Here is a 20,508-nt window from a genome sequence, read left to right as displayed (position 1 = left end):
TACGCAAAAGTTTCATCTTCCGCGGTTGCGCAGTGGCCGGGTGATCTCCCGGACTCGTGGGAAGAAATCATCCAATACCACCGGCAGGGGAATTCTCCAGTTCGGGTGCTCGTCGATCGTGCCCGGCACGTTCGGCTGCCGGGTTTCCCGCAGAGCGTCCTGAGGTGAGGTCAGGACCAGTGCGCAGGGGGCCTGCGCGAGCAGTTCGTGGGCGCCTTCGACCCTGTCCGCGGTCTTGATGCCCTCCTGCCGCATCAGCGCGTCGAAGTCGGGGCCGTCGGGGCCCGCGAAGAACGTCGCCGCGGTCGGGAGGTCGTGCGTGGAGATGCTGGCCATCTGGTTCGGGTTCCACTGCGACGGCGGGATCAGCGGGTGACCCTCCGCGTAGTAGTCGCGCTGGAAGTAGAGAACGGCGCTGGTCAGCATGCCGTTCTCCTGCAACGTCTTCGTGACGACCGGCTCGACCGTGCCGAGGTCCTCGCCGACGACGACGGCGCCGGCCCGGTACGCCTCCAGCGCGAGCACGCCGAGCATGGCGTCGGAGTCGTAATGGACGTACGTGCCCCTGCTGGGCGGCTCGCCCGGCGGGATCCACCAGAGCCGCCAGAGGCCCGCGACGTGGTCGATGCGGATGCCGTCGGCGTGCTTGAGGACGCTGCGCAGCACCTGCCGGAACGGCCGGTAGCCGGTCTCGGCGAGCTTGTCCGGGCGCCACGGCGGCAGGCCCCAGCCCTGGCCGTCGGCGCTGAACGCGTCGGGTGGCGCGCCGACCGTGACGTCGATGGCGAACACGTCCGGGTCCGCGAACGTGTCGGCGCCGCCGGGATCGACGCCCACCGGGAGGTCGTGGATGACGCCGATGGCCATGCCGGCCTCGTGCGCGGCGAGCCGCACGTCCTGGAGCTGGCGGGTGCAGAGGTGCTGGAGCCAGGCGTGGAACCCGACCCGGTCCGCCGGAGGCTCGGCGCGGTCGGCCGGCCACGTGCGCCAGTCCTTGCCGTGGATCTCGGCGAGCGCGCAGTAGGTGGCGAACTTCTCCAGCTCGGCGTCCATCTCGACGTCGCCGCCGGGGAAGAGCAGCTCCAGGGCCTGCTTCTTGGCGTCCCAGATCTCGTCGTAGTCGATCAGCTCGTGATTGCCGGGCCGGAGGTCGCGGATGAGCTGCCGGGTGCGCGGGCAGGCCTGCAGGAACTCCGCGGTGTCGGTGACGCGCAGGTACAGCGGGTTCGCGAACCGGCGGCTGGTCGGCGAGTACGGCGAGCGTTCGACGGGATGCGTCGGCGACGGCGCCTGCACGGGGTTGACCAGCACGACACCGGCGTCGAGCTCCAGGCTGCTCCGGCGGGCGATGGTGGCGAGGTCGGCGAAGTCGCCCATCCCCCACGACTCGTTCGAACGCGCGGCGTAGAGCTGCAGCATCCAGCCCCAGGTGTGCGGGACGTCCGGCAGCGTCCTGGGCGCGACGGCGAGCGTGACGGTCTGGTCCTCGGTGACGACGCGGTGCCAGCCGAGCGGAACCGAGTCGGGCACGTGCCGTTCAACGGCGAACGAGGTGCCGTCCTCGAGCTCGATGGTCGCGGGGCCGCGCAGGTCGTACGTCTCGTACTCGCGGATGACGATCGTGGGCGGGAGCTTCAGCTCGGCCCGCCGCCGTTCGACCTCGGCGAGCTCGCGGGCGACGGAGTCCTCAGTGGACGCGTCGACACCGAACTGGGCGAGGACCTTCACGACGACGTCGTGATCGACCACGACCTCTTGCTGGTCCGCGTTTTCGTACCGTGTGGCAACGCCCCAAGCGTCCGCCAGCCGCGCCACCAACTCCTCCACAGGTACAAGCTATGTCATAGCCCGGTCCGCATTACCAGAGCAAATGGTCCCTGGTCACCCGATGGGTGCAGGCCGGTCGAGACACCCACGCAGAGATGCATTTACTTAGACATCCGATGCTTCACCTGGAATAGCCACGACCGCCTCGACCTCGACCAGGAAATCGGGTCCGAACAAAGCAGCCACCTGAACCAGCGTGCTGGCCGGGTTGGGCACTTCTCCCAGCGCGGGCCGCAGAATCTCGTCCCGCACGTCACGAATGGTCTGAACCTCCGACGCATCAAGCACGAACCAGGTGAACTTGATGACATCCGACCAGTCGGCGCCGAGATTTCTGATGACGTGATGAAGATTGCTCAAGGCCTGCCTCGTCTGCGCCGCAAGGTCGTCCACGCCGACCGCGCACCCCTGCGCGTCCACCGCGACCTGACCGGAGACGAACGCGAGCGTGCCGGTGACCGTCACCGCGTGGGCGTAGCCGGGGGTGGTCGGCAGGCCGGGCAGTTCGGTCAGGCGCTCTTGGGCGGGCATGGCGCCACAGTACTTTGGCAGGGTGGAACGCATCGGTGTGCTCAGCGCGCGACCGGACCACGCGACCGGACTGCGCCGCCTGTTGTTGCCGAGCGACGAGTTCGTCCTGGTCGACGACGACGCGTCCGACGACGAGATCATCGCGCGGTACGACTTGGACGAGCTGCGGCAGACTCCGGACATCCGCGTGTGCGAAGCCGTCTACCTCGACGGCCCGCTCGAAGGTCAGACGAACCCTTACGCGCCGGTGAAGCTCGGCGCCCACGCGAGACACGACAGCCACGCCTACGAACTCGTCGCGCTGCCCGACGGCGACGAGCCCGGCAAACTGCGCTACATCAGTTCGCGGGCCCGCTCGAGTTCCTGACGACCAGCCGCACCAGGTGCTCGGCCGGTTCGATCTCCCCGCCCCTGATCAGCGTGAACAGGTCGGCGACCGCCCGTTCCCCCTGCGTCTTCGCCGCCCCCTCGACGGCGGTCAGCCCGACCACGCGGGTGAGCTCCTGCCCGTCCAGCGACACGATCGACACCTCGTCCGGCACCGCGCGCCCGTCCCGCTGCATGCGCAGGAAGATCCCGACGGCCGCGGCACCGTTCGAGCTGATCACCGCGGTCGGCAGGCGTTCGCCGTCGAGCAGCACGTCGACCACCTGCTCGCCGCCGTCGACGGTCGGCGAGCACCACACCGTCCACTCGGGACGCACCTCCAGGCCGGCGGCGGCCAGGATCTCGTCGTAGGACTCGTCCACGCCGTCGGCCAGCACCAGGGCGACCTCGCGATGGCCGAGGGCCTGCAGGTGGGACACGGCGGTCTGCAGCGCGTGGCGGAGATCGGTGTCGTCGACCGTGACGTGCGGGACCTCCAACGACTCCAGCGCGACCTGCTCCGAAGAGGACAGCGACATCGACAGCAGCAACACGCCGTCCACCCGGCGCCCCAGCGGCAGTTCGTCGAAGAACTTGGCGCGCGCGTCCGCGTCACCCAGCACGTAGAGCAGCACGTCGTACCCGGCCTGCCGCAACGCGCCCTCCGCGCCCGCCAGCACGGGACTGACCTCGGACGTCAGCACCGCGATCGCGTACCGCCGCCCACCGGCCAGGGAGGAGGCGTCGCGGGCGATCGCGTACTTCATCCGGCGTGCGACGTCGCTCACGTGCTGCCTGGTCGCCTCGGACACGCCCGGTTCGCCTCGCAGCGCACGCGATACGGTCGCAGCGGACACACCAGCGGCCTTGGCCACGTCGGACATGCTGGTCACGGCCCGAGCGTATTGGAGATCCATGAAGCCCGGCGACCTCGCCCCCGACTTCACGCTGCCCGACCAGGACGGCACCGACCGCAAGCTGTCGACGCTGCTCGAGGACGGCCCGGTCGTGCTCTTCTTCTACCCCGCGGCGATGACGTCCGGGTGCACCGCGCAGAGCTGCCACTTCCGCGACCTCGCCCAGGAGTTCAAGGAGGCCGGGGCCCAGCGCGTCGGCATCTCGATGGACGACGTGGCGAAGCAGAAGGAGTTCGCCGAGCTGAACGGCTTCGACTACCCGCTGCTCGCCGACGTCGGTGGCGACGTCGCGGAGCAGTACGGCGTGCGGCGCCGGTTCGGGCCGATCCCGGTCAAGCGGCACACGTTCGTCATCGGGGCCGGCCGCGAGATCATCGAGGTGGTCAAGAGCGAGTTCTCGATGAACGCGCACGCGGACAAGGCGCTGGCGGCTCTCAGGAGTCAGTGATCGTCAGCACGCCGTAGGGCCCGGAGGCCTTGCCCTCGCGGACAGTCGTGCCGTCGATCGTGTACTTGCCGTGCACCTCGGCACCGTCCGGGCCCGCGACGACCACGAGCATCACGGACTCGGCCGCGGGACCGGCGGGCACCTCGACGGTGCGGGTCCACGGCAGGGTCACACTCGCCTCGTTGTGGATCGTCGCGCCGACGGTCGCGGTGACGTTGAACGCCTTGCCCGTGCCGGTCACCTCGAACACGACGGTCCGCGTCTCCGGTGCGGGCGACTCGACGGGCTCCAGCGGAACCGCCGCACTCGTCGGGGAGCTGAAGGTCCGCTCCAGCATGGTCGTCACGTGATTGCCGAACGTGAGTGCGCCCAGGACCACCAGCACCGTGACCAGCAACAGCACCCAGGGCCACTTCGAGGTCCTGGGCGGCTCGTGCAGCGGCGGTGCGATGCCGAACTCGGGCGGTTGGTGCGACATGAAGACCCCCTGCCCAGGGAGTCGATCTCGCGACTCCCGCCGTTACCGCCACTGGGACGCGGCGCGGCGCCGCAAGGATCCGCCGGATCAGCCCGTCTGCACCGCACCTGCCAGCGCCAGCCGTTCGACGTGGCCGGCGCTGAGCGCGGCGGCGTCGTGCTGCCGGTACTCCGCCGCGAGTTCCCGGGCCCGCAGCCGGAACGACCCGCCGTCCAGCACCGACCGCACCGCCGCCCTGATCGCCTTCGACGACGGCGCCGAGGTGCGCAGGTTCAGGCCGGCACCGGACCGTTCGACGCGGGCGGCCACCTCGGGCTTGTCCTCGGTCGTGCCCGCCACGACCAGCGGGACGCCCTGGGCGAGCGCGAGTTGCACGCCACCGAATCCGCCGTTGGTGACCATCGCGGCGATCTCGGGCAGCAGTCGGTCGTAGGGCAGGAACGGCGCGGTGAAGGCGTTGGCGGGCAACAGGCCCAGGTCGTGCGCGCCGGTGCTGGCGACGACCGTGACCGGCTCGTCGGCCAAGGCGTGGATGGTGGGCAGCACGAGTTGCCCCAGGTCCATGTCCGCGACCGTGCCCTGGGTGACGTGCACGATCGGGCGCCCGGCCGTCATCATGCGTTCCCACCAGTCCGGCAGGCCGACGGACGGCGCCGGGTCGACCAGCGCGCCGACGAACTTCACCTGCGGCGGCATGAGCGCGCGCGGGTGTTCCAGGCCGGCGATGCCGTTCTGCAGGTGCAGGTGCGAGGACACGGTCGCGAGCCGGCGTTCGCCCTCGGGCAGGCCCAATCCGGCGAGGATCCGGTCGCGGTGCGCGAACACGGGCTTGAACACCACGTTGTCCAGCAACGCGCGCACGGCCGCGTACTGCATCCGCGCCACCACACCGGTCCGATGCCGCAGACCAGGTCCGAACGGCGGCACGTCCGGCGCGGGCAGCATCATCGGCGTGACGCCGACGCTCACGGCGCGAGGCCCGCCGAGCAGTTCGAGCACGGTCGCGCCGACGTACGCGGTGTCGTGCACCACGAGGTCCGCCGGCCGTTCGGCCAGCACCCGCTGAAGGTCGCTGACCTGCGCGGGGATCGGGTCCAGGAACACCGCGGTCATGTCGTAGCGCAGCTTCGCGATGCCCTTGAGCCTGGTGCGCTCGGGAAACAGCTCGTCGACGTTGCGCCCCTGGTGGTCGATCGACGGGTCCATCGCGACGAACTCCGCGCCGGTCGCGGCGATCCGGGCCGCGAACACCTCGCCGGTGCACCACCGCACGTGATGGCCGCGCTCGGTCAGCGCACGGGCGATGGGCAGCAACGGCACGACGTGACCGGGTACGGGCATGGTCGCGAACAACAGGTTCAGACGGGGCACGGGGGCAGTCGATCAGATCACGCTTAACGCGCCCTAATTCGTCATCTCAATCCGGCCAGCACGAAGTCCGCGATCTCCCCGGCCAGCACGGCGGGCGTCTTCTGGCCGTCCGGCCGGAACCACATGGGCAGCTGGTTGACCACGCCCAACGCGATCCGCACCACGGTGTCCGCCGGCACGACGGAGCTGAACTCGCCGTCCGCCTGCCCCTTCTCGATCACCGCGAGGAACGTCTCGTGGTAGCGGCGGCGTTCGGCGCGGAACTCGGTCATCGAGTCCTCGCCGAGCCGGTGCAGCTCGCGGACGAACACCGCGGTCTCGTCGACCCGTTCGGCCGTCGACACCACGAGCGACGCCAGGATCTCGCGCACGGTCTCGCCGGCGGGCAGGCCGAGGCCGATGATCCGGTCCATGTCGGCGGACTGGGACGTGATCAGCAGCCGGTAGATCTCGAAGAGCAGGTCGTCCTTCGCCCGGAAGTAGTGGTAGAGCGCGCCCTTGGTCACCTGCGCGGCCGTGACGATCTCCTGCACCGACGTCGCGTCGTAGCCCTGCGACGCGAACAGCCGCACGGCCGCGTCGATGATCTTCTGCTCGGTCGCGCTGGGCATCGCTAGGCCTTCGGTGCCAGTGCGCGTACCTGTTCGATCTGGTCGCCACCGGTCGGGAGCAGGGCGATGATCGGGGTGTCGACGCCCTGGGCCTGGTACTCGGCCACGCGATCGCGGCACTGGTCCAGAGAACCGTGCACGACCAGCGCGTCCACGACCTCGTCCGGGATCGACTTCGACGCGGCCTTGCGGTCGCCCGCCGCCCACGCCTCGTGCATCGGGCGCAGCGCCTCGCCGCGGCCCAGCCAGTCGTGGAACGCCGCGTAGGCGGGCACGGTCAGATAGGTGCTGATCAGCATGCGTCCCAACGCCCGCGCGGCGTCGGCGTCCTCGGTCGGGCAGACGAAGATCCGAGCCGCGAGCTCGGCGTCGCCCAGTTCGGCGCGCACCTGCGGCACGTCGGTGGCGGCGAGCCAGTTGGTGATCGCGCCGTCGGCCTCGCGACCGGCCAGGCGCAGCATGTTCGGGCGCAGCGCCGCGAGCATGATCGGCACCTTCTCGGCCGGCGGGCGCTCCAGCTTGAAGCCCTTCACCGAGAACGTGTCGTAGTCGGCGCTGACCTTCTCCCCCGCCAGCGCGGCCTTCAGGAACCGCAGCGTGTCGCGGGTGCGCTTGAACGGCTCCTCGAACGGGATCGCGTTCCAGCGCTGCACGATCGCGGGCGACGACGAGCCGATGCCCAGCACGAACCGCCCACCGGTCACCTCGGCCAGCGTCGCGGCGGTCATCGCCAGCGTCGCAGGGCCGCGCGTGTACACCGGCGCGATCGCCGGGCCGAAGCGCAGCTCGGAGGACCACTGCGCGGCCAGCGCCAGCGGCGTGAACGCGTCGGTGCCCGTCGTCTCTGCCGACCACACGTCCGTGTAGCCGAGCCCGACGAGCTCGGACACCAGCGCGCGGTGCTCCAGCACCGGCACTCCGATGAGCGGCAGCGTGATTCCCCAACGAGCCATGAACGCCTCCAAGTCGCTCGTGACGTTGTCGACACGCGAGCGCTTTTCTCGCGTGTCGACAACGTCACGAGCCCAAAGCTTCTAGAAATGTCACAGTGGAGGCACCCTACCGACCGGTCGGTATGCTCACAACCTCACTTCTTGCGGGCCATCGTCAGGCCGTCCGCGATCGGCACCAGCACCGACTCCACGCGCGTGTCCCTGCGCACGAACTTGTTGAAGGCGTCGATCGCGGCGGCGTTGCCCTCCGGCTGCTCGTCGGCGGCCTCGCCGTAGTAGAGCGTGTTGTCGGCGAGCAGCAGGCCGCCCTGCCGCACTCGCGGCACCAGCAGGTCCCAGTAGTGGACGTACCCGACCTTGTCCGCGTCGATGAACACCAGGTCGATGACCGGCTCCTCAGGCAGCTCGGCCAGCGTCACGGCGGCCGCGCCGATCCGCAGCTCGATGCGGTCGCGCACGCCCGCCGCCTGCCACGCCTCCTCGGCGATCGCGGTCCACTCGGTCGAGAGGTCGCAGGTGATGACCTTGCCGGACGGGGGAAGTGCCTGCGCGAACGCCAGCGTGGAGTACCCCGTGTAGGTGCCGACCTCGACCACCGTCTGCGCGCCGGTGAGCTTGACCAGCAACGACAGCAGCACGGCCTGCTCGTGCGGGATCTGCATCTCTGCCGAGTCGCCGAGCTCGGCCGTGCGGGCGATCAGCTTCTCCTGCACGGCGCTCGGCTGGCCGGCCTGCTCGCGCACGTAGCGGTAGATCTGCGGGGTCATGACCACGGTCTTGAAGTCGTTCACGCGCGGCCTTCTCTCATAGTCGGGTGGCGAACGTCCTGAGTGTCTCTCCGTACTCGGGGCTCAGCGGGTGTTTCGCGAGGTCATGGCCGATCGCGGACAAGATGGCCGTACGGTGCGCCTGATAGCGGCTCACGCACACGCACTCCCGGCTGACCAGGAAGAACTCGTCGAACCGCGCGCGCTCGGCTTCGGTGGTGGGCACGCTCGTGCGGCCGGACTCGCGCAGCAGCGACGGGCCGCCGGGCACGAGTCTGCGCATGACCTCCTTGTGTGCCACCAGGTTCGCCTTGCTCGCGGAGGAGAGCGGTGCGGCCGCCGCGGGCCCCAGTGCGGTACGCGCCCGGCGCAGCAGGCCGGGCAGTGGCTCGTAGTCACGTGCCCATCGCCCGCTGAACGCCGGGTCGAACGTCACCATCATCGGCCGGATGACGTCCTCGTACACCTCACGGGAACAACTGCCCGAATAGGCAAGCATCACCGAGTACGCGTCGTATCCAAGCGCAGTGAGGCGGACTAACTGCGAATCAGGCTCGCGTATCAACCGATCGAGTGAATCCGACAGAAACTTCCACACCAGGAATGCGCCGTGATGGCCGAGAAACCACCGGTACACGGCGCGTTGCACCGGGTCTTCCGGGGCGGTGATGACGATCGGGATCTGAAAGCAGCGGGACGCGCACGGAATCAGTTCCGCGTCCGGCATCGGCAGCCGCAGGACGGGCAGGTCGACCCAGGTGTGCCCCCACGCGGGCACGCAGGCGGGAGCGCTCATCGACCACCCTCCACTTCGGACACGACGGTGTCGAGGAGATCCGCGACCACGCCCAGCGCGACGTCCAGCGGCCGGTCCTCCACGATCGGCGGCACCACCTCCGCGATCCGGTCGAACACCTCCGCGAGCCGCGGCGCCTGCGGACGGCGCGCGCCGACGTGCACGGCCTGGCGCAACCCGATCGCGAGCCCCGCGTGCAGATAGCGCAGCAGCCGCGCCTGGTCGAGCGCGGTGAACGCGGCCTGCGTGCCGAACGGGACGACGTCCTGGTTGTGCAGGTTCGTCGGCAGGCTCTGCACCGACGCGGGCGCGGCGGCCCTGCGCATCGCCGCGACCGTGGCGGTCGTGCACAGCTGCACGCCCTGGAGTGCGTGGTGCTGACCGGGAAGCGGGCTGAGCATCGGCGGCAACCCGTTGGTGCGGTGGGGATCCACCAGCAGGTCGAGCTGGCGTTCGGCCAGGTTGCCCAGCTGCACCAGCGCGACGTTGAGCTGGTCGGCCGCGAAAGCGCTGGGCTGGCCGAAGAAGTTGCCGCCGTGCACGACCTCCCCCGTCTCCGGGAAGAACAACGGGTTGTCGCTCACGCCGTTGAGGTCGCGGCGCACCACCTCGTCGGCGTGCCGCACGCTCGTGCCGGCCGCGCCGATCAGCTGCGGCGTGCACCGGATGCTGTAGGGCTCCTGCAGCGGGCGCTCCCCGGATGGCTTACTCCCTTCGAGCCAACTTCTAATGGTCGCACCCGTTTCAGCGACGTCCGGATGCCCGAACGCCGCCAGTAGTCCAACCGACGTGAACTCGACACCGCAGCCGAGGACGTCGGTCATCAAGGCGGACAACAACTCCGCCGTCCGCCGCGCGCGAACCGACTGTGCGACAGCGAGTCCGAGAGCTGCGGCGGTCACCGAAATGCCGTTGACCAACGCGAGGGCGTCCCGGCCACCGAGCACGAGTTTCCGGAGCCCTGCCCGTGTGAGCGCTTCCCCGGCGGGCATGAGCTCATCCCCGAAGAAGGCGTTCCCGTTACCGCGCAAAGCATGGGCCACATAGGCCAGTGGCTGGAGGTCTCCACTCGCACCGACTGACCCCAAACGTGGTACCGCTGGGGCGAACTCGGTGTCCAGCATGGCAGTCAGCGAGTCCACGACCTGCTCGGACACTCCGGATCGCCCCTGCGCCAAAGAGAACAGTCGCGTGAGCACAGCCGCGCGGGCGACGGCCGGCGGCAGCAGTTCACCGTGGCCGACGATGTGGTGCAGGATGGTGTTGTCGCTCTGGCCGGCGCTGTCCGCGCGGCCCTCGAACTCGACGAGCGGGCCGAAACCCGTTGTGACACCGTAGATGGCGCGTCCGGACGAGCTGACTTCGAGCACGAACTCGTAGCAGCGCGAGATCCGCGCGCGCACGTCGGCCGGCAGTTCGACGTGCAACGGATCACGGGCGAGTTCGAGCTGCGCCGGTGCGAGGTGTGCGGCCAGATTCAGGACAGCAGAAGATGTTCCGACAGGCACGATGCCTCCAGATGACTTGGGAGCCACTCGCGACGATCCCGGTTGACCTGCCTGCGAGGAAGGGCCTTATGTACGCACTAAACGAGGAAAATTTCTCAGCTGTCCTTCGGCGTGATCAAGCCGCCGGAGAGGTGATCGAACTCTCCGCTCACGATTCGGCCCAAAAGATCGGCGGACTGCTCCAGCGGGGTGAACCTGCCCGTGTCGCGCTGAGACCTCGACCACGTCGAGATCCTTTGCTGGTGCGGATCCTGTGAGTCCATGGTGGCGCCGCGGCGCATCAGACCGATGTCGACCATGCCGGGGTCGTAGCTCAGCACGGCGATGGGCCGGTTCTTGAGCTCGATCGCGAGGTTCTCGGTCAGCTTGATCACGGCCGCTTTGGACACGGAGTACGCGGTGACATAAGGCCATCGGTGCACGCCGGCGTTGCTGACCACGTTGATGATCCGGCCGCTCGTCATCGTGCGGATCGCGGCGTTGGCGGCGAACGCGGTGCCGCGCAGGTTCACCTCGAACGTGTGCCACCAGTCGTTCTCGTCGACCTGCCACGTCGGACCGACCGGCCCGCCGAGCGCACCGTTGTTGACCAGCACGTCGATCCCGCCGAGGCTCTCGATGAGCTTCGGTGTCGCATGCGGATCGCCCAGGTCCGCGACGTGCGTCTCGACGTCGACGCCCTGGGCCGTCAGCTCGGCCTGGGCGGTGTCGAGCGCCTTCTCGTCGCGTCCGGTGATGACGAGCTGATGTCCTTGCGCGCCAAGGACGTCGCTGAACGCCCTGCCGAGTTCCTTGGCGCCACCGGTGATGAGAACCCTCACTGCGAGGCGTCCTTCAGCAGGCGACGAAGGATCTTGCCTGAGACGGACTTCGGTATCTCTCGCACGAACTCAACCTGGCGGATCTTCTTGTAAGACGCCACCTCCGCCGCGACGAACGCCATCAGTTCGTCCGCGGTGACGTCGCCTTGCGTCACCACGAACGCTTTGGGTACCTCGCCGTTAACTCGATCGGCCGCACCGATCACGGCGGCGTCTCGAACGGCGGGATGGCGGCGCAACACGGCCTCCAACTCGGCCGGCGCGACCTGGTAGCCCTTGTACTTGATCATCTCCTTGATGCGGTCCACGACGTGGAACCGGCCGTTGTGGACTCGCACGAGATCCCCGGTGCGCAACCAGCCGTCCACGAAGGCGTCCCGGGTGGCCTGCTCGTCGCCGAGGTAGCCGTCCATCACCTGCGGACCGCGGATGAGCATCTCGCCCTCCGCCACGTCCCTTGTGGTGCCCGGCTTGACGATGCGCGCCTCGGTACCGGGACAGAGCACACCGACGCTCGTGGGGTCGGATTCCACGTCACCGTCGAATGTTTGGTGTGTCCCACCGGCTTCGGTGAGTCCGTAGCCCTGCCGGAGGGGCGCCTGGAGCTTGCGTTCGGCTTCCTGGCGAATGGTGTCGTCGAGCGGGGCGGCACCGCAGAGAACGAGCTTGAGGCTCAGTTCCGGTACCGGCTCTGGATGATCCGCGATGGCGGCGGCGAGCGGAGGCACCAGGAACGCCCGTGTGACGCGGTGTTCCGCGAGGCGCCGCAAGTACGTTCCGGCGTCGCTGCGGGGCATGGTGACGAGCGTGGCGCCACCGAGCAGGCCGGAGTTGAGGATGATCGCGAAGCCGTAGACGTGGAAGAACGGCAGGTTCGCGGCGAGGACGTCGGTCTCGTCGATGCGCCAGCCCGGCCGGTGCTGCTCCAGGTTCGCCACGAGCGCGCGATGACTCAGGCCGACGGCCTTGGTGAGACCCGTTGTGCCACTGGAGAAGAGGACGACCGCGGTCGAACCGGGATTTCCCCGTGGGAGCGAATCTTCTTGGCTCTCAGGGAGGTCGTCGAGGTCGAGCGTCGCGGTGACGTTCGCGAGCTCCTTGAGCCGTGCGATCTCCGGCGGTGTGAGCATCGGGTTGATCAGCGCGGCAGTCGCGCCCGCGGCCATGACCGCGTGCAGACCGACGGCGTACTTGGGCCGGTTGAGACTGGCGATCGCGACCGTGTCACCGGGCCGGATCCCAGCCCTGACAAGGCCTTTGGCCGTTCGCTCGACCTGGTCGGCGAGCTCGGCGTAGGTGAGCGACTCGCCCGTGACGGCGTCCACGAGCGCGACTTTGTCGTTGTGCCGTGCGCGTTCCAGAACGTGTTCTGGCACAGTGCGTTCAGGAACGGCCACGGCCGGCAGGGGGCTGTGGTAGATCACTGGCGCGGCTCCGGTGTCCACGCCGCCGTACCTGATGCACGGCGACGTGGCCGGACACTATCGGCACGTTTCGTGATCGTGTGGCCGAGTTCGTCAGAAGCTCACGAAGTCTGGCCGGAGACTCAGAGACTCACGCCGCGCTCGGCCAGCCAGCCGACGGGGTTGATCTTCTGGCCGCCACCGACCCACACCTCGAAGTGCACGTGCGGCCCGGTCGACTGCCCGCGGTTGCCGATCGTCGCGATCTGCTGCCCGGCCTTGACCTTGGCGCCCTGAGGAACGTCGATGGTGTTCATGTGGCCGTAGACGGTGATGGTGCCGTCCTCGTGCTGGATGCGCACCCACAGCCCGAACCCGGACGCGGGCCCTGCCTCGACGACCGTGCCGTCCATGACGGAGACGATCGGGGTGCCGATGGCGTTCGCGATGTCGACGCCGTTGTGGCTGGTTCCCCAGCGGGCGCCGAAGCCGGACGTGAACGAGCCCTGAGCGGGCCGCACGCACTTCGGGCGCTTCGCCTCCTCCTCGGCCGCGATCCGCGCCTGCTCGGCCTTGGCGGCCTCCTGGCGCTTCACGTAGGCGCCCTCTGCGGACTTGAGGGCCTCGGCGACGTGGTACTGCGCCTGGATCTGCTCGGCCTGCAGCAGCTTGCGCGCCTCGGAGCCGGTGGCGACGGAGTGGATCGTCTGCGGACCCTGCTGCGGCGGGGCGGTCATCGCGGCGGCGAGGTTCTTGGTCGCCGCGACGGGGGTGATGAGGCGGTCAACCGGGGACACCGTGCTCGCCGCCTGGGCGAAACCGGCGCCGGCGAGGGCGCCCGCGGCGACGACCACCGCAACGGCCTTCTTGCGGTCCAGGTCCACTCTGGTGATGACGTCGACCAGCGGACCTTTCGCACGATGCCGTGCCAAAACTGCCTCCATGCACTCGGGGGAGTTCGGCAACCGCTCTTCGCCTGGCGTCGGGGGGCCTGGCTGCGGGCTTCGGGGGCCCGGTGGTGGACTGGACCGCTTCGGGGGCGTTCCGTGTCCTTGCGGTTATCGAACCGTGACATGCGGCGCAGAACGTAACCTCGCGTCACCGGCCCGAGCAAGCCAAGTGGGTGTTCAGGTGATTAGGCCCACTACCAGTCACTTTCGGTAGTCAAGACATTCCGGGCTTGGTTAACACGTTCTAAACCAATCCCCGTCAGTACGTTTGTACTGGTCAGTCGCTTTATCGAGAAAGGTTTGCGGGGCAGGCCCGCCCACGACAAAGGGCCGCCGGACGCACGTGGCGTCCGACGGCCCTCTGGGACCGAACGATGCTTACCTGTACTTGGCCGCGGCAGGCTTGAGCTGCTCCACCGGCAACCCTTCGTGGATCGCCTTCATGGCGTTGAACCACGTGGGCGCGGCGGACTGGCCACCGAAGATGCCGTTGGAGCTACCGGGGCACAGCCGGATCGGGTTCGCGCAGATCACCTGCGGGTTGCTGCCGTCGGCGTAGGTCATCACCGCGCCCGCGTACTGCGGGGTGGCGGCGAGGAAGGCGACCGACTTGCTCTCCTCGGTGGTACCGGTCTTGCCGATGGCCGGACGGTTCCAGCCCGCGGCCGACGCCGCGGCGGCCGCGGTGCCGCCACCGTGGACGTCCTGCGACATGCCCTGGCCCAGCGAGTTCGCGAGGTCGGGCTCGACCGCCTGCTCGCAGGGCTTCTCCTTGAGCGGGATCTCCTTGCCGTAGCGGTCGATGACCTTCTCGACCGGGGTCGGCGGGCACCAGGTGCCGCTGGACACGATGGTGGCGGCCACGTTGGCCAGTTCGAGCACGCTGGTGGCACCCGGACCGAGGGTGTAGGAACCCGCGTTGTTCTGCTTCGTCCAGTCACCCTGCGACGGGCCGTTGGAGCCGTCCGCCTTCAGCGGCTCGGCACCGCGGTTGACCGCGCTCAGGGTTTCGCGCATGCCGAGCTTGTACGCCATGTCGACGACGTTGCTCAGGCCAGCCTGCTCCTGCAGGATCACGAAGCCCGTGTTCGGCGACTGGGCCAGTGCCTGCGTCAGCGTCATCTCCTCGGCGTAGTTGCCGGAGTTCTTGACCTGCCAGGCGGAGCCACCGTTGGGGTACACCCTCGACGCGTACGTCTTCGGGACCTTGATCTTGCGGTCGATGCCGGTGATGTTGCGCTGCATGGCCGCCGCGGCGGTGAACACCTTGTTCACCGAGCCGGGACCGAACGGCAGGACCTCGGCGGGCACGGGACGGGCGACCTGGCCGAGCTCGGCGTTGTTGCCGAAGTCGCGGGACGCGACCAGCGCGCGGACGCGGTGCTTGTCACTGCCGGGCTGGACGACGGACATGACGTTCGAGACGCCGTTCGTGGTCTTCGGCACCTGCTTCTCGGCCGCGTCCTTCGCCGCCTTGGTGGCCTTCGGGTCCATCGTCGTCTTGATGGTGAGGCCGCCGCGCTGCAGCTGCTTGTCCGTGATGCCGGCGTCGCGCAGGTAGTCGAGCAGGTAGGAGCAGAAGAAGCCGTAGATCGGGCCGTCACCGGCGCCCACGCAGCCCTTGGGCAGGATCTGCAGGTCCTCGACGACGCCCAGCGGCGCGGCCTTGAACTCCTCGGCCTTCTTCTTGGCCTCGGTCTCGTCGGCGCCGAACGCACCGTTCTCGCGCATCTTGTCGATGACGATGTTGCGGCGCTCCAGCGCCTTCTCCGGGGAGGCGCCGGGGTTCAGCGACGACGGGCGGTTCGCGATCGCGGCGAGCAGCGCGGCCTGCGGAACCGTCAGCTTGTCGGCCGTGGTGTTGAAGTACGCCTTCGCGGCGGCACCGACGCCGTAGGTCTGGTTGCCCAGCGGAACGATGTTGAGGTAGCCGGTGAGGATCTCGTCCTTGCTCATCTGCTGTTCGAGCTGCAACGCGACGCGCGCCTCGCGCATCTTGCGGCCGACCGTCGCCTCGGTGGCCTTCTCCCAGGCCTCCTGCTCGTTGTCGGCACCGAGCACGAACGCCATGTAGTTCTTCACGTACTGCTGCGTGAGCGTCGACGCGCCCTGCGTCGCCCCACCGTCCACACCGGCCTTGGCGGCGGCACGGGCGATGCCCTGCCAGTCGACGCCCTGGTGCTCGTAGAACCGTTTGTCCTCAATGGCCAGGATCGCGCCCTTCATGGTGTCCGCGATGTCCTTGGTCTCCAACGGGATGCGGTACTGGTCGTACAGGTAGGCGATCGGCTGGCCGTCCATGTCCTGGATGGTGGTGACCAGCGGCAGCTCACCCTTCGCGAGGTCGCCCGACGTCTGGTCGACCGTGTCGGCCGCGCGGTTGGACGCGAGCCCGAGACCTCCGACGAACGGGAACACCATCGCAGCGAGGAGCACGCCCGCAGTCAGGCACAACCCCAGCAACTTGACCAAGCCTGACGCGCGTGCGGCGAACAAACCGCAACTCCTTCCGAGCAAATCCCCAGAGACTCTCTATACGTATAAGTCGCGCGGAAGGCCCATGAGGTTGCGTCCGCTGATCGACTGATTTCCAACCTACCGGAGTAGTCGGAGGCCGATCGTCGGACTTGCCCTGCGCACCTCGACGCCCGCGTGATCGGGAAGGACGTCGTCGAGGAACCCGTAGCGCGCCAGTTCTTCGTCGGGCCGCCTGCTCACCGTCCGCCACCAGACCGCGATGTCCCCCCAGCCGGGAGCGGACAGCGAGCCGCCGAAATGTTGCACGGACAGTGCGGCACACAGGTTCGCGAACCGCACCCGGTGTTCGAGGGGCCACCCGGCCAGAGTGCCCATCACGAACCCGGCCCCAAACACGTCGCCGGCTCCGGTCGCGTCGAGTTGCGCGACGTTGAGTCCCGGCACGTCCACGCACTCGCCGGTGGCGCTGTCGACGGCGACCGCTCCCCCACCGCCGCGTGTGACGACAACCACGGGCACGTGCTCGGCCAGTTTGCGCGCGGCGGCCTCTGGGGTGTCGGTGCGCGTGTAGCCCTGCGCCTCCACGTGGTTGGGGAGGAACACGTCATATCCGTCGAGCCTGCGCAGGAGTTCCGGCGACCACGCGCCGGTGCGGTCCCAGCCGATGTCGGCGAAGAGCTTGGCGCCGTTCTCCTTGGCCGTGCGCACCCACTGCTCGTCCTCGGCCTGGATGTGCACGAAGCACGCTTTGGTCGACGGCGGCGGGGAGAAGAGGTCGTCGGCGACTACGGGCGCCTTGTGGCCGTGCGTGACCATGCTGCGGTCGCGCTCCATCGCCATGCTCACCGTCACCGGCGAGTGCCAGCCGTAAAAGCGACGGCAGTAGGAGAGGTCGACGCCCTCCTGGTCGGCCAGCACGTCCCAGCAGAAGTCGCCGTACGCGTCCTCCCCGAACGCCGCCGCCAGCGCGGTCTTCAGTTCGAGCCGGCGCAGCGCCACCGCGAGGTTCGCGATCCCGCCGGGGCACGACCCGAGGCCGTCGGCCCACACCTCGGTCCCCGGCTCCGGTGGGCGGGGCAGGCCGGTGAAGATGATGTCGAGGAAGACCGTGCCGGTGAGGAGCACGTCGTAGTCCGGTTCCGCCATGCGTAAACCTTGCCACCCCCACCTGGCCGTCATGCGATAGAAACGTCGGCCATGGGGGTTGCGCTCAGGAAGAACATTCAGTTCCAGCTGCTCTGGCTCGGCGGGGCGGTCTCGCAACTCGGCACCACGATCACGACGCTGGCGATGCCGCTGCTGGTGGTGGCGCTCACCGGCTCGTACTTCGTGCCCGGCGTGATCGCGGGCGCGCGGGCCGCCGCGCTGCTGCTCACCCTGATGCCGGCGGGCGTGTGGGTGGACCGCTGGGACCGCCGCAGGACGCTGGTCTGGAGCCAGTCCGTCCAGGCGCTCGCCGCCGCTCTGCTGGCCGCCGCGATCCTCACCGGCCACGCCTACGTCGTCGTCTTCGTCGCGCTGGCGGTCGTCGACGGCGTCTGCACCGCGTTCGCCGGCCCCGCCCGCACGGCCGCGATCCAGGCCGTCGTCCCGCAGGACCAGCTCACCACCGCCTACGCCCAGGAGGAGGCCCGCGGCCACGCGGCACGGGTGGCCGGACCGCCGCTGGGCGCCCTGCTCATGGCCGTTGGCCGCGCCGTCCCGTTCGTGGTGGACGCTCTGACGTTCACCGTGGCGGCGGTCTGCGCCTGGTTCGCGAAGATCCCTGCCCGCGGTGAGCTGAAGCCCCGGCAGCGCATGCACCACGACGTGAGGGACGCGGCCCGCTGGCTGTGGCACCAGACCGGCCTGCGCAACCTCACGATCATCTTCCTCGTGCTGAACCTGCTCGGCGGCGCCTCGATGCTGCCGGTGTTCGCGCTGGTCGCGTCCCGCGGCGGCACCGGCCTCGACACGGGCCTGGTGCTCGCGGGCATCGGCGTCGGCGGCGTCATCGGCTCGCTGCTGTCCCCCAGGGTCTCCCTCGCGCCCGGCAGGCTGATGGTCGCCGTGCTGGTCGTGTTCGGCGTCTGCAACCTCGCGATGGCGCTCCCGTTCGGCGTCTTCTGGCCGTTCGTGCCGCTGGCGCTCACCGCGGTCGTCACGCCGCTGATCAACGTGTCGGTGTCCGCGCTGCACTCGGCTCTGGTCCCCGAGGACATGATGGGCCGCCTCGACGCGGTCTCGACGCTGGCCTCCCGCGTGCTGACCCCACTGGCACCGGCACTCGGCGGGTTGCTGGCCGGGATGTTCGGCGGGGCGGTCGCGTTGGTGGCGTTCGGCGCGTTGATCCTGGTGACGGCGGTGGCGGCGGCGTTCACCGACCTGCGGACGCCGGCTCCGCAACGCTCCTGAGGTGCTCGGCGCGGTTGCGGATGAGCCGCTCCACGTACCGATCGAGCACGGGGAGGCCGAACGGTGCCGAGAAGTCGACCAAGTCACGCATGATCGTGCCCCCGTTCCCGTCCGGTTCGAACCGGTGCTCGTGGCGCCAGTGCCGGAACGGCCCGGAGACCTGCTCGTCGACGAACCGGCCGGGTGCCTCGAACGCGGTGATGAGCGCGGTCATCCGCCACCGGACGCCGAAGTGCCTGGCCTCGAACGTCACGGTGTCCCCGAGCCTCATCCGCCCGGAGGTCACGCCCGCGACGACCCGCTCACCAGAGCCCGCCATCGAGGCGGCGTGCACGTCAACGTCCAGGCAGAGGTCGAACACACGCCGCGGAGGCGCGGCGACACGGGTGGTCACCTCGAAGCGGGTCATGCCACGACCCTAGGCCCGGCACCCTGAGAGCTTCCGTTCAGCGGAAACCGACGCTTCCCACTGACACGGCCAGAGCGTCCACTGAGGACATGCCCGAACGCCCCACTCTGCTGCTCGTGCACGGCGCCTGGCACGGCTCCTGGTGCTGGAACCCGCTGCGCGCGCTCCTCGAATCCAACGGCTGGCGGGTCGACGTGGTCGACCTGCCCAGCGTGGCGCCGCAAGACGCGCCCAGGCACGGCATGCACGACGACGCCCAGGCGATCAGGGACGCCATCGACGGCCCGACAGTGGTGGTCGCCCACTCCTACGGCGGCATCCCGGCGACCCAGGCGGCCACACCCGAGGTCGAGCACCTCATCTACGTAGCCGCGTTCCTGCCGGACCTGGGCGACTCGCTGCTGAACATGGTCGGCGGCACCCCACCGCCGTGGTGGCGCACAGAAGAAGACGTCATCCACGCGCTGACTCCGGAGACCGTCTTCTTCAACGACGTCGACGACCCGCCGACGGACAGGCTCCTGCCGCAGAGCCGGCAGGCCTTCACCGACGAACTCACGCAGGCGGCCTGGCGCACCACGCCCAGCACCTACGTCCTCTGCGAGAAGGACAACGCCATCCCGCCGTTCGCCCAGGAGGCGATGGCGGGACGAGCGACCGCGACCGAACGTCTTGATGCAGGACACTCCCCGTTCCTGTCCTGCCCGCAAGAACTCGCCGCGATCATCGAGAACGCCGTCAGCCCTCCTCGGCGACCATTTCCTTCATCCGCGTGAGCGCGCGGTGCTGCGCCACCCGCACAGCACCCGGAGTCGACGAGACCGCCAGCGCGACCTCCTCGGCGGACAGGCCCACGGCCACCCGCAGCACGAGGATCTCGCGCTGGCGGGCCGGCAGCTTGTGCAGCAGGCGCGTGACCTGGGCCATCATCTCGCCGTTGACGGCGTGCTGTTCCGGGCCCAGGTCCAGCGACGGGCAGTCCGGCAGTTCCGGCACGACCTCGGCGCGGTTGCGGACCGCGCGGCGGCGGGCGTCGGCGACCTTGTGGGCCGCGATGCCGTACACGAACGCGAGGAACGAACCGGGCTCGTAGCGGTACTTCGACAGCGCGCCGAGCACCGCCACGCAGACCTCCTGCGCGATGTCCTCCGCCGAGACCAGCGTGCGCTCGCGGCCGCCGACCCGTGCGCGGCAGTAGCGCACGATCAGCGGCTGGATCCGGCCGAGCAGGTGCTCGACCGCGCGTCTGTCTCCGGCGAGAGCGGCATCGACGAGGTCTGCGAACTCGGCTTCGGCGAGCCACTGGCTGGAGACCGGTGCCTGGCGCACCCGACGGCGCATGGGCACCGTTGGCTGGTTCCAGGACTCCTCAGGAACGAGGACGTCTGCACCGCCACCGGTCCGCACGGCTGTGGGTATGACCATCCCGGCGACCCTCCTCCACTACAGCGACACTAGGGGCTTCACTCAAGTAGAGACC

Annotated in this window: 21 protein-coding genes; 4 read left to right on the top strand and 17 right to left on the bottom strand. The window is 69.2% G+C overall.

The features are described from left to right. Positions 1-12: 12 nt before the first annotated feature. The gene (locus ACH413_RS46815; protein ID WP_360049153.1) at positions 13-1,827 is read right to left on the bottom strand and encodes a 4-alpha-glucanotransferase; all 1,815 of its coding nucleotides are present in this window, start codon (positions 1,825-1,827) and stop codon (positions 13-15) included. 105 nt (positions 1,828-1,932) lie between these two features. Next, complete coding sequence (locus ACH413_RS46810; protein ID WP_093604347.1) at positions 1,933-2,358, bottom strand: RidA family protein; 426 nt, start codon at positions 2,356-2,358, stop codon at positions 1,933-1,935. Positions 2,359-2,380: 22 nt separating this feature from the next. On the opposite strand from ACH413_RS46810, the gene ACH413_RS46805 reads away from it, so the two are divergent. Continuing rightward, a complete protein-coding gene (locus ACH413_RS46805; protein ID WP_360049151.1) occupies positions 2,381-2,725 on the top strand; it encodes a hypothetical protein in 345 nt (114 codons plus the stop codon). Here ACH413_RS46805 and ACH413_RS46800 read toward each other — a convergent pair. Then, positions 2,697-3,608, bottom strand: coding sequence for a LacI family DNA-binding transcriptional regulator (locus ACH413_RS46800; RefSeq protein WP_360049171.1), 912 nt, complete (start codon positions 3,606-3,608; stop codon positions 2,697-2,699). The two genes, ACH413_RS46805 and ACH413_RS46800, sit on opposite strands and share 29 nt — an antisense overlap. A gap of 31 nt (positions 3,609-3,639) precedes the next feature. On the opposite strand from ACH413_RS46800, the gene ACH413_RS46795 reads away from it, so the two are divergent. Further along, positions 3,640-4,089, top strand: coding sequence for a peroxiredoxin (locus ACH413_RS46795; protein WP_360049149.1), 450 nt, complete (start codon positions 3,640-3,642; stop codon positions 4,087-4,089). Here ACH413_RS46795 and ACH413_RS46790 read toward each other — a convergent pair. The 12 genes from ACH413_RS46790 to ACH413_RS46735 all read right to left on the bottom strand — a co-directional run bounded on the left by ACH413_RS46790 (position 4,076) and on the right by ACH413_RS46735 (position 17,371). After that, positions 4,076-4,567 carry an MmpS family transport accessory protein gene (locus ACH413_RS46790; protein ID WP_360049148.1) on the bottom strand — a complete coding sequence of 164 codons (492 nt, stop codon included), beginning with the start codon at positions 4,565-4,567 and terminating at the stop codon, positions 4,076-4,078. The two genes, ACH413_RS46795 and ACH413_RS46790, sit on opposite strands and share 14 nt — an antisense overlap. A gap of 87 nt (positions 4,568-4,654) precedes the next feature. Then, positions 4,655-5,938 (bottom strand): nucleotide disphospho-sugar-binding domain-containing protein, encoded by a 1,284-nt coding sequence (locus tag ACH413_RS46785; protein WP_360049147.1) that lies wholly within the window; start codon positions 5,936-5,938, stop codon positions 4,655-4,657. Positions 5,939-5,979: 41 nt separating this feature from the next. Further along, entirely contained in the window at positions 5,980-6,549 is a 570-nt protein-coding gene (locus tag ACH413_RS46780) for a TetR/AcrR family transcriptional regulator (protein ID WP_360049146.1), read from the bottom strand. 2 nt (positions 6,550-6,551) lie between these two features. Then, positions 6,552-7,502 (bottom strand): LLM class F420-dependent oxidoreductase, encoded by a 951-nt coding sequence (locus ACH413_RS46775; RefSeq protein WP_360049144.1) that lies wholly within the window; start codon positions 7,500-7,502, stop codon positions 6,552-6,554. Between the two features lie 134 nt (positions 7,503-7,636). After that, the gene (locus tag ACH413_RS46770) at positions 7,637-8,293 is read right to left on the bottom strand and encodes an O-methyltransferase (protein ID WP_360048984.1); all 657 of its coding nucleotides are present in this window, start codon (positions 8,291-8,293) and stop codon (positions 7,637-7,639) included. 13 nt (positions 8,294-8,306) lie between these two features. Beyond that, positions 8,307-9,065: an L-tyrosine 3-hydroxylase gene (locus tag ACH413_RS46765; RefSeq protein WP_360048982.1), complete on the bottom strand. Its 759-nt coding sequence runs from the start codon at positions 9,063-9,065 to the stop codon at positions 8,307-8,309. Then, the gene (locus ACH413_RS46760; protein ID WP_360048980.1) at positions 9,062-10,573 is read right to left on the bottom strand and encodes an aromatic amino acid ammonia-lyase; all 1,512 of its coding nucleotides are present in this window, start codon (positions 10,571-10,573) and stop codon (positions 9,062-9,064) included. The genes ACH413_RS46765 and ACH413_RS46760 overlap by 4 nt, the downstream gene beginning before the upstream one ends. 95 nt (positions 10,574-10,668) lie before the next feature. After that, positions 10,669-11,394 (bottom strand): SDR family oxidoreductase, encoded by a 726-nt coding sequence (locus ACH413_RS46755; RefSeq protein WP_360048979.1) that lies wholly within the window; start codon positions 11,392-11,394, stop codon positions 10,669-10,671. Next, on the bottom strand, positions 11,391-12,839 hold the full coding sequence (locus ACH413_RS46750) for an AMP-binding protein (protein WP_360048978.1): 1,449 nt from the start codon (positions 12,837-12,839) through the stop codon (positions 11,391-11,393). Before ACH413_RS46750 ends, ACH413_RS46755 begins: the two co-directional genes overlap by 4 nt. A 101-nt stretch (positions 12,840-12,940) precedes the next feature. Then, complete coding sequence (locus ACH413_RS46745) at positions 12,941-13,729, bottom strand: M23 family metallopeptidase (protein WP_360048977.1); 789 nt, start codon at positions 13,727-13,729, stop codon at positions 12,941-12,943. A gap of 396 nt (positions 13,730-14,125) precedes the next feature. Further along, positions 14,126-16,183 carry a transglycosylase domain-containing protein gene (locus ACH413_RS46740; protein ID WP_360048976.1) on the bottom strand — a complete coding sequence of 686 codons (2,058 nt, stop codon included), beginning with the start codon at positions 16,181-16,183 and terminating at the stop codon, positions 14,126-14,128. A gap of 159 nt (positions 16,184-16,342) precedes the next feature. Beyond that, positions 16,343-17,371, bottom strand: a complete 1,029-nt coding sequence (locus tag ACH413_RS46735; protein WP_360048974.1) for a PfkB family carbohydrate kinase — start codon at positions 17,369-17,371, stop codon at positions 16,343-16,345. A 51-nt stretch (positions 17,372-17,422) separates the two neighbouring features. Between ACH413_RS46735 and ACH413_RS46730 the strand changes: the two genes are divergently transcribed. After that, a complete protein-coding gene (locus ACH413_RS46730) occupies positions 17,423-18,619 on the top strand; it encodes an MFS transporter (RefSeq protein WP_360048972.1) in 1,197 nt (398 codons plus the stop codon). Here the strand turns inward: ACH413_RS46730 and ACH413_RS46725 are convergent. Further along, the gene (locus tag ACH413_RS46725) at positions 18,582-19,028 is read right to left on the bottom strand and encodes an SRPBCC family protein (RefSeq protein ID WP_360048971.1); all 447 of its coding nucleotides are present in this window, start codon (positions 19,026-19,028) and stop codon (positions 18,582-18,584) included. The two genes, ACH413_RS46730 and ACH413_RS46725, sit on opposite strands and share 38 nt — an antisense overlap. An 89-nt stretch (positions 19,029-19,117) precedes the next feature. On the opposite strand from ACH413_RS46725, the gene ACH413_RS46720 reads away from it, so the two are divergent. Continuing rightward, the gene (locus ACH413_RS46720; RefSeq protein ID WP_360048970.1) at positions 19,118-19,804 is read left to right on the top strand and encodes an alpha/beta hydrolase; all 687 of its coding nucleotides are present in this window, start codon (positions 19,118-19,120) and stop codon (positions 19,802-19,804) included. On the opposite strand, the gene shbA is transcribed toward ACH413_RS46720, so the two are convergent. Further along, positions 19,767-20,453: an RNA polymerase sigma factor ShbA gene (gene shbA, locus ACH413_RS46715; RefSeq protein WP_360048968.1), complete on the bottom strand. Its 687-nt coding sequence runs from the start codon at positions 20,451-20,453 to the stop codon at positions 19,767-19,769. The genes ACH413_RS46720 and shbA overlap by 38 nt on opposite strands. Between the last annotated feature and the right edge of the window lie 55 nt (positions 20,454-20,508).

The organism is Lentzea sp. NPDC020367 (genome assembly GCF_044387305.1).
Lineage (GTDB): Bacteria > Actinomycetota > Actinomycetes > Mycobacteriales > Pseudonocardiaceae > Lentzea.
The sequence above is the reverse complement of the archived record's forward strand: the minus strand, read 5'-3'. Positions and strand labels throughout refer to the sequence as shown.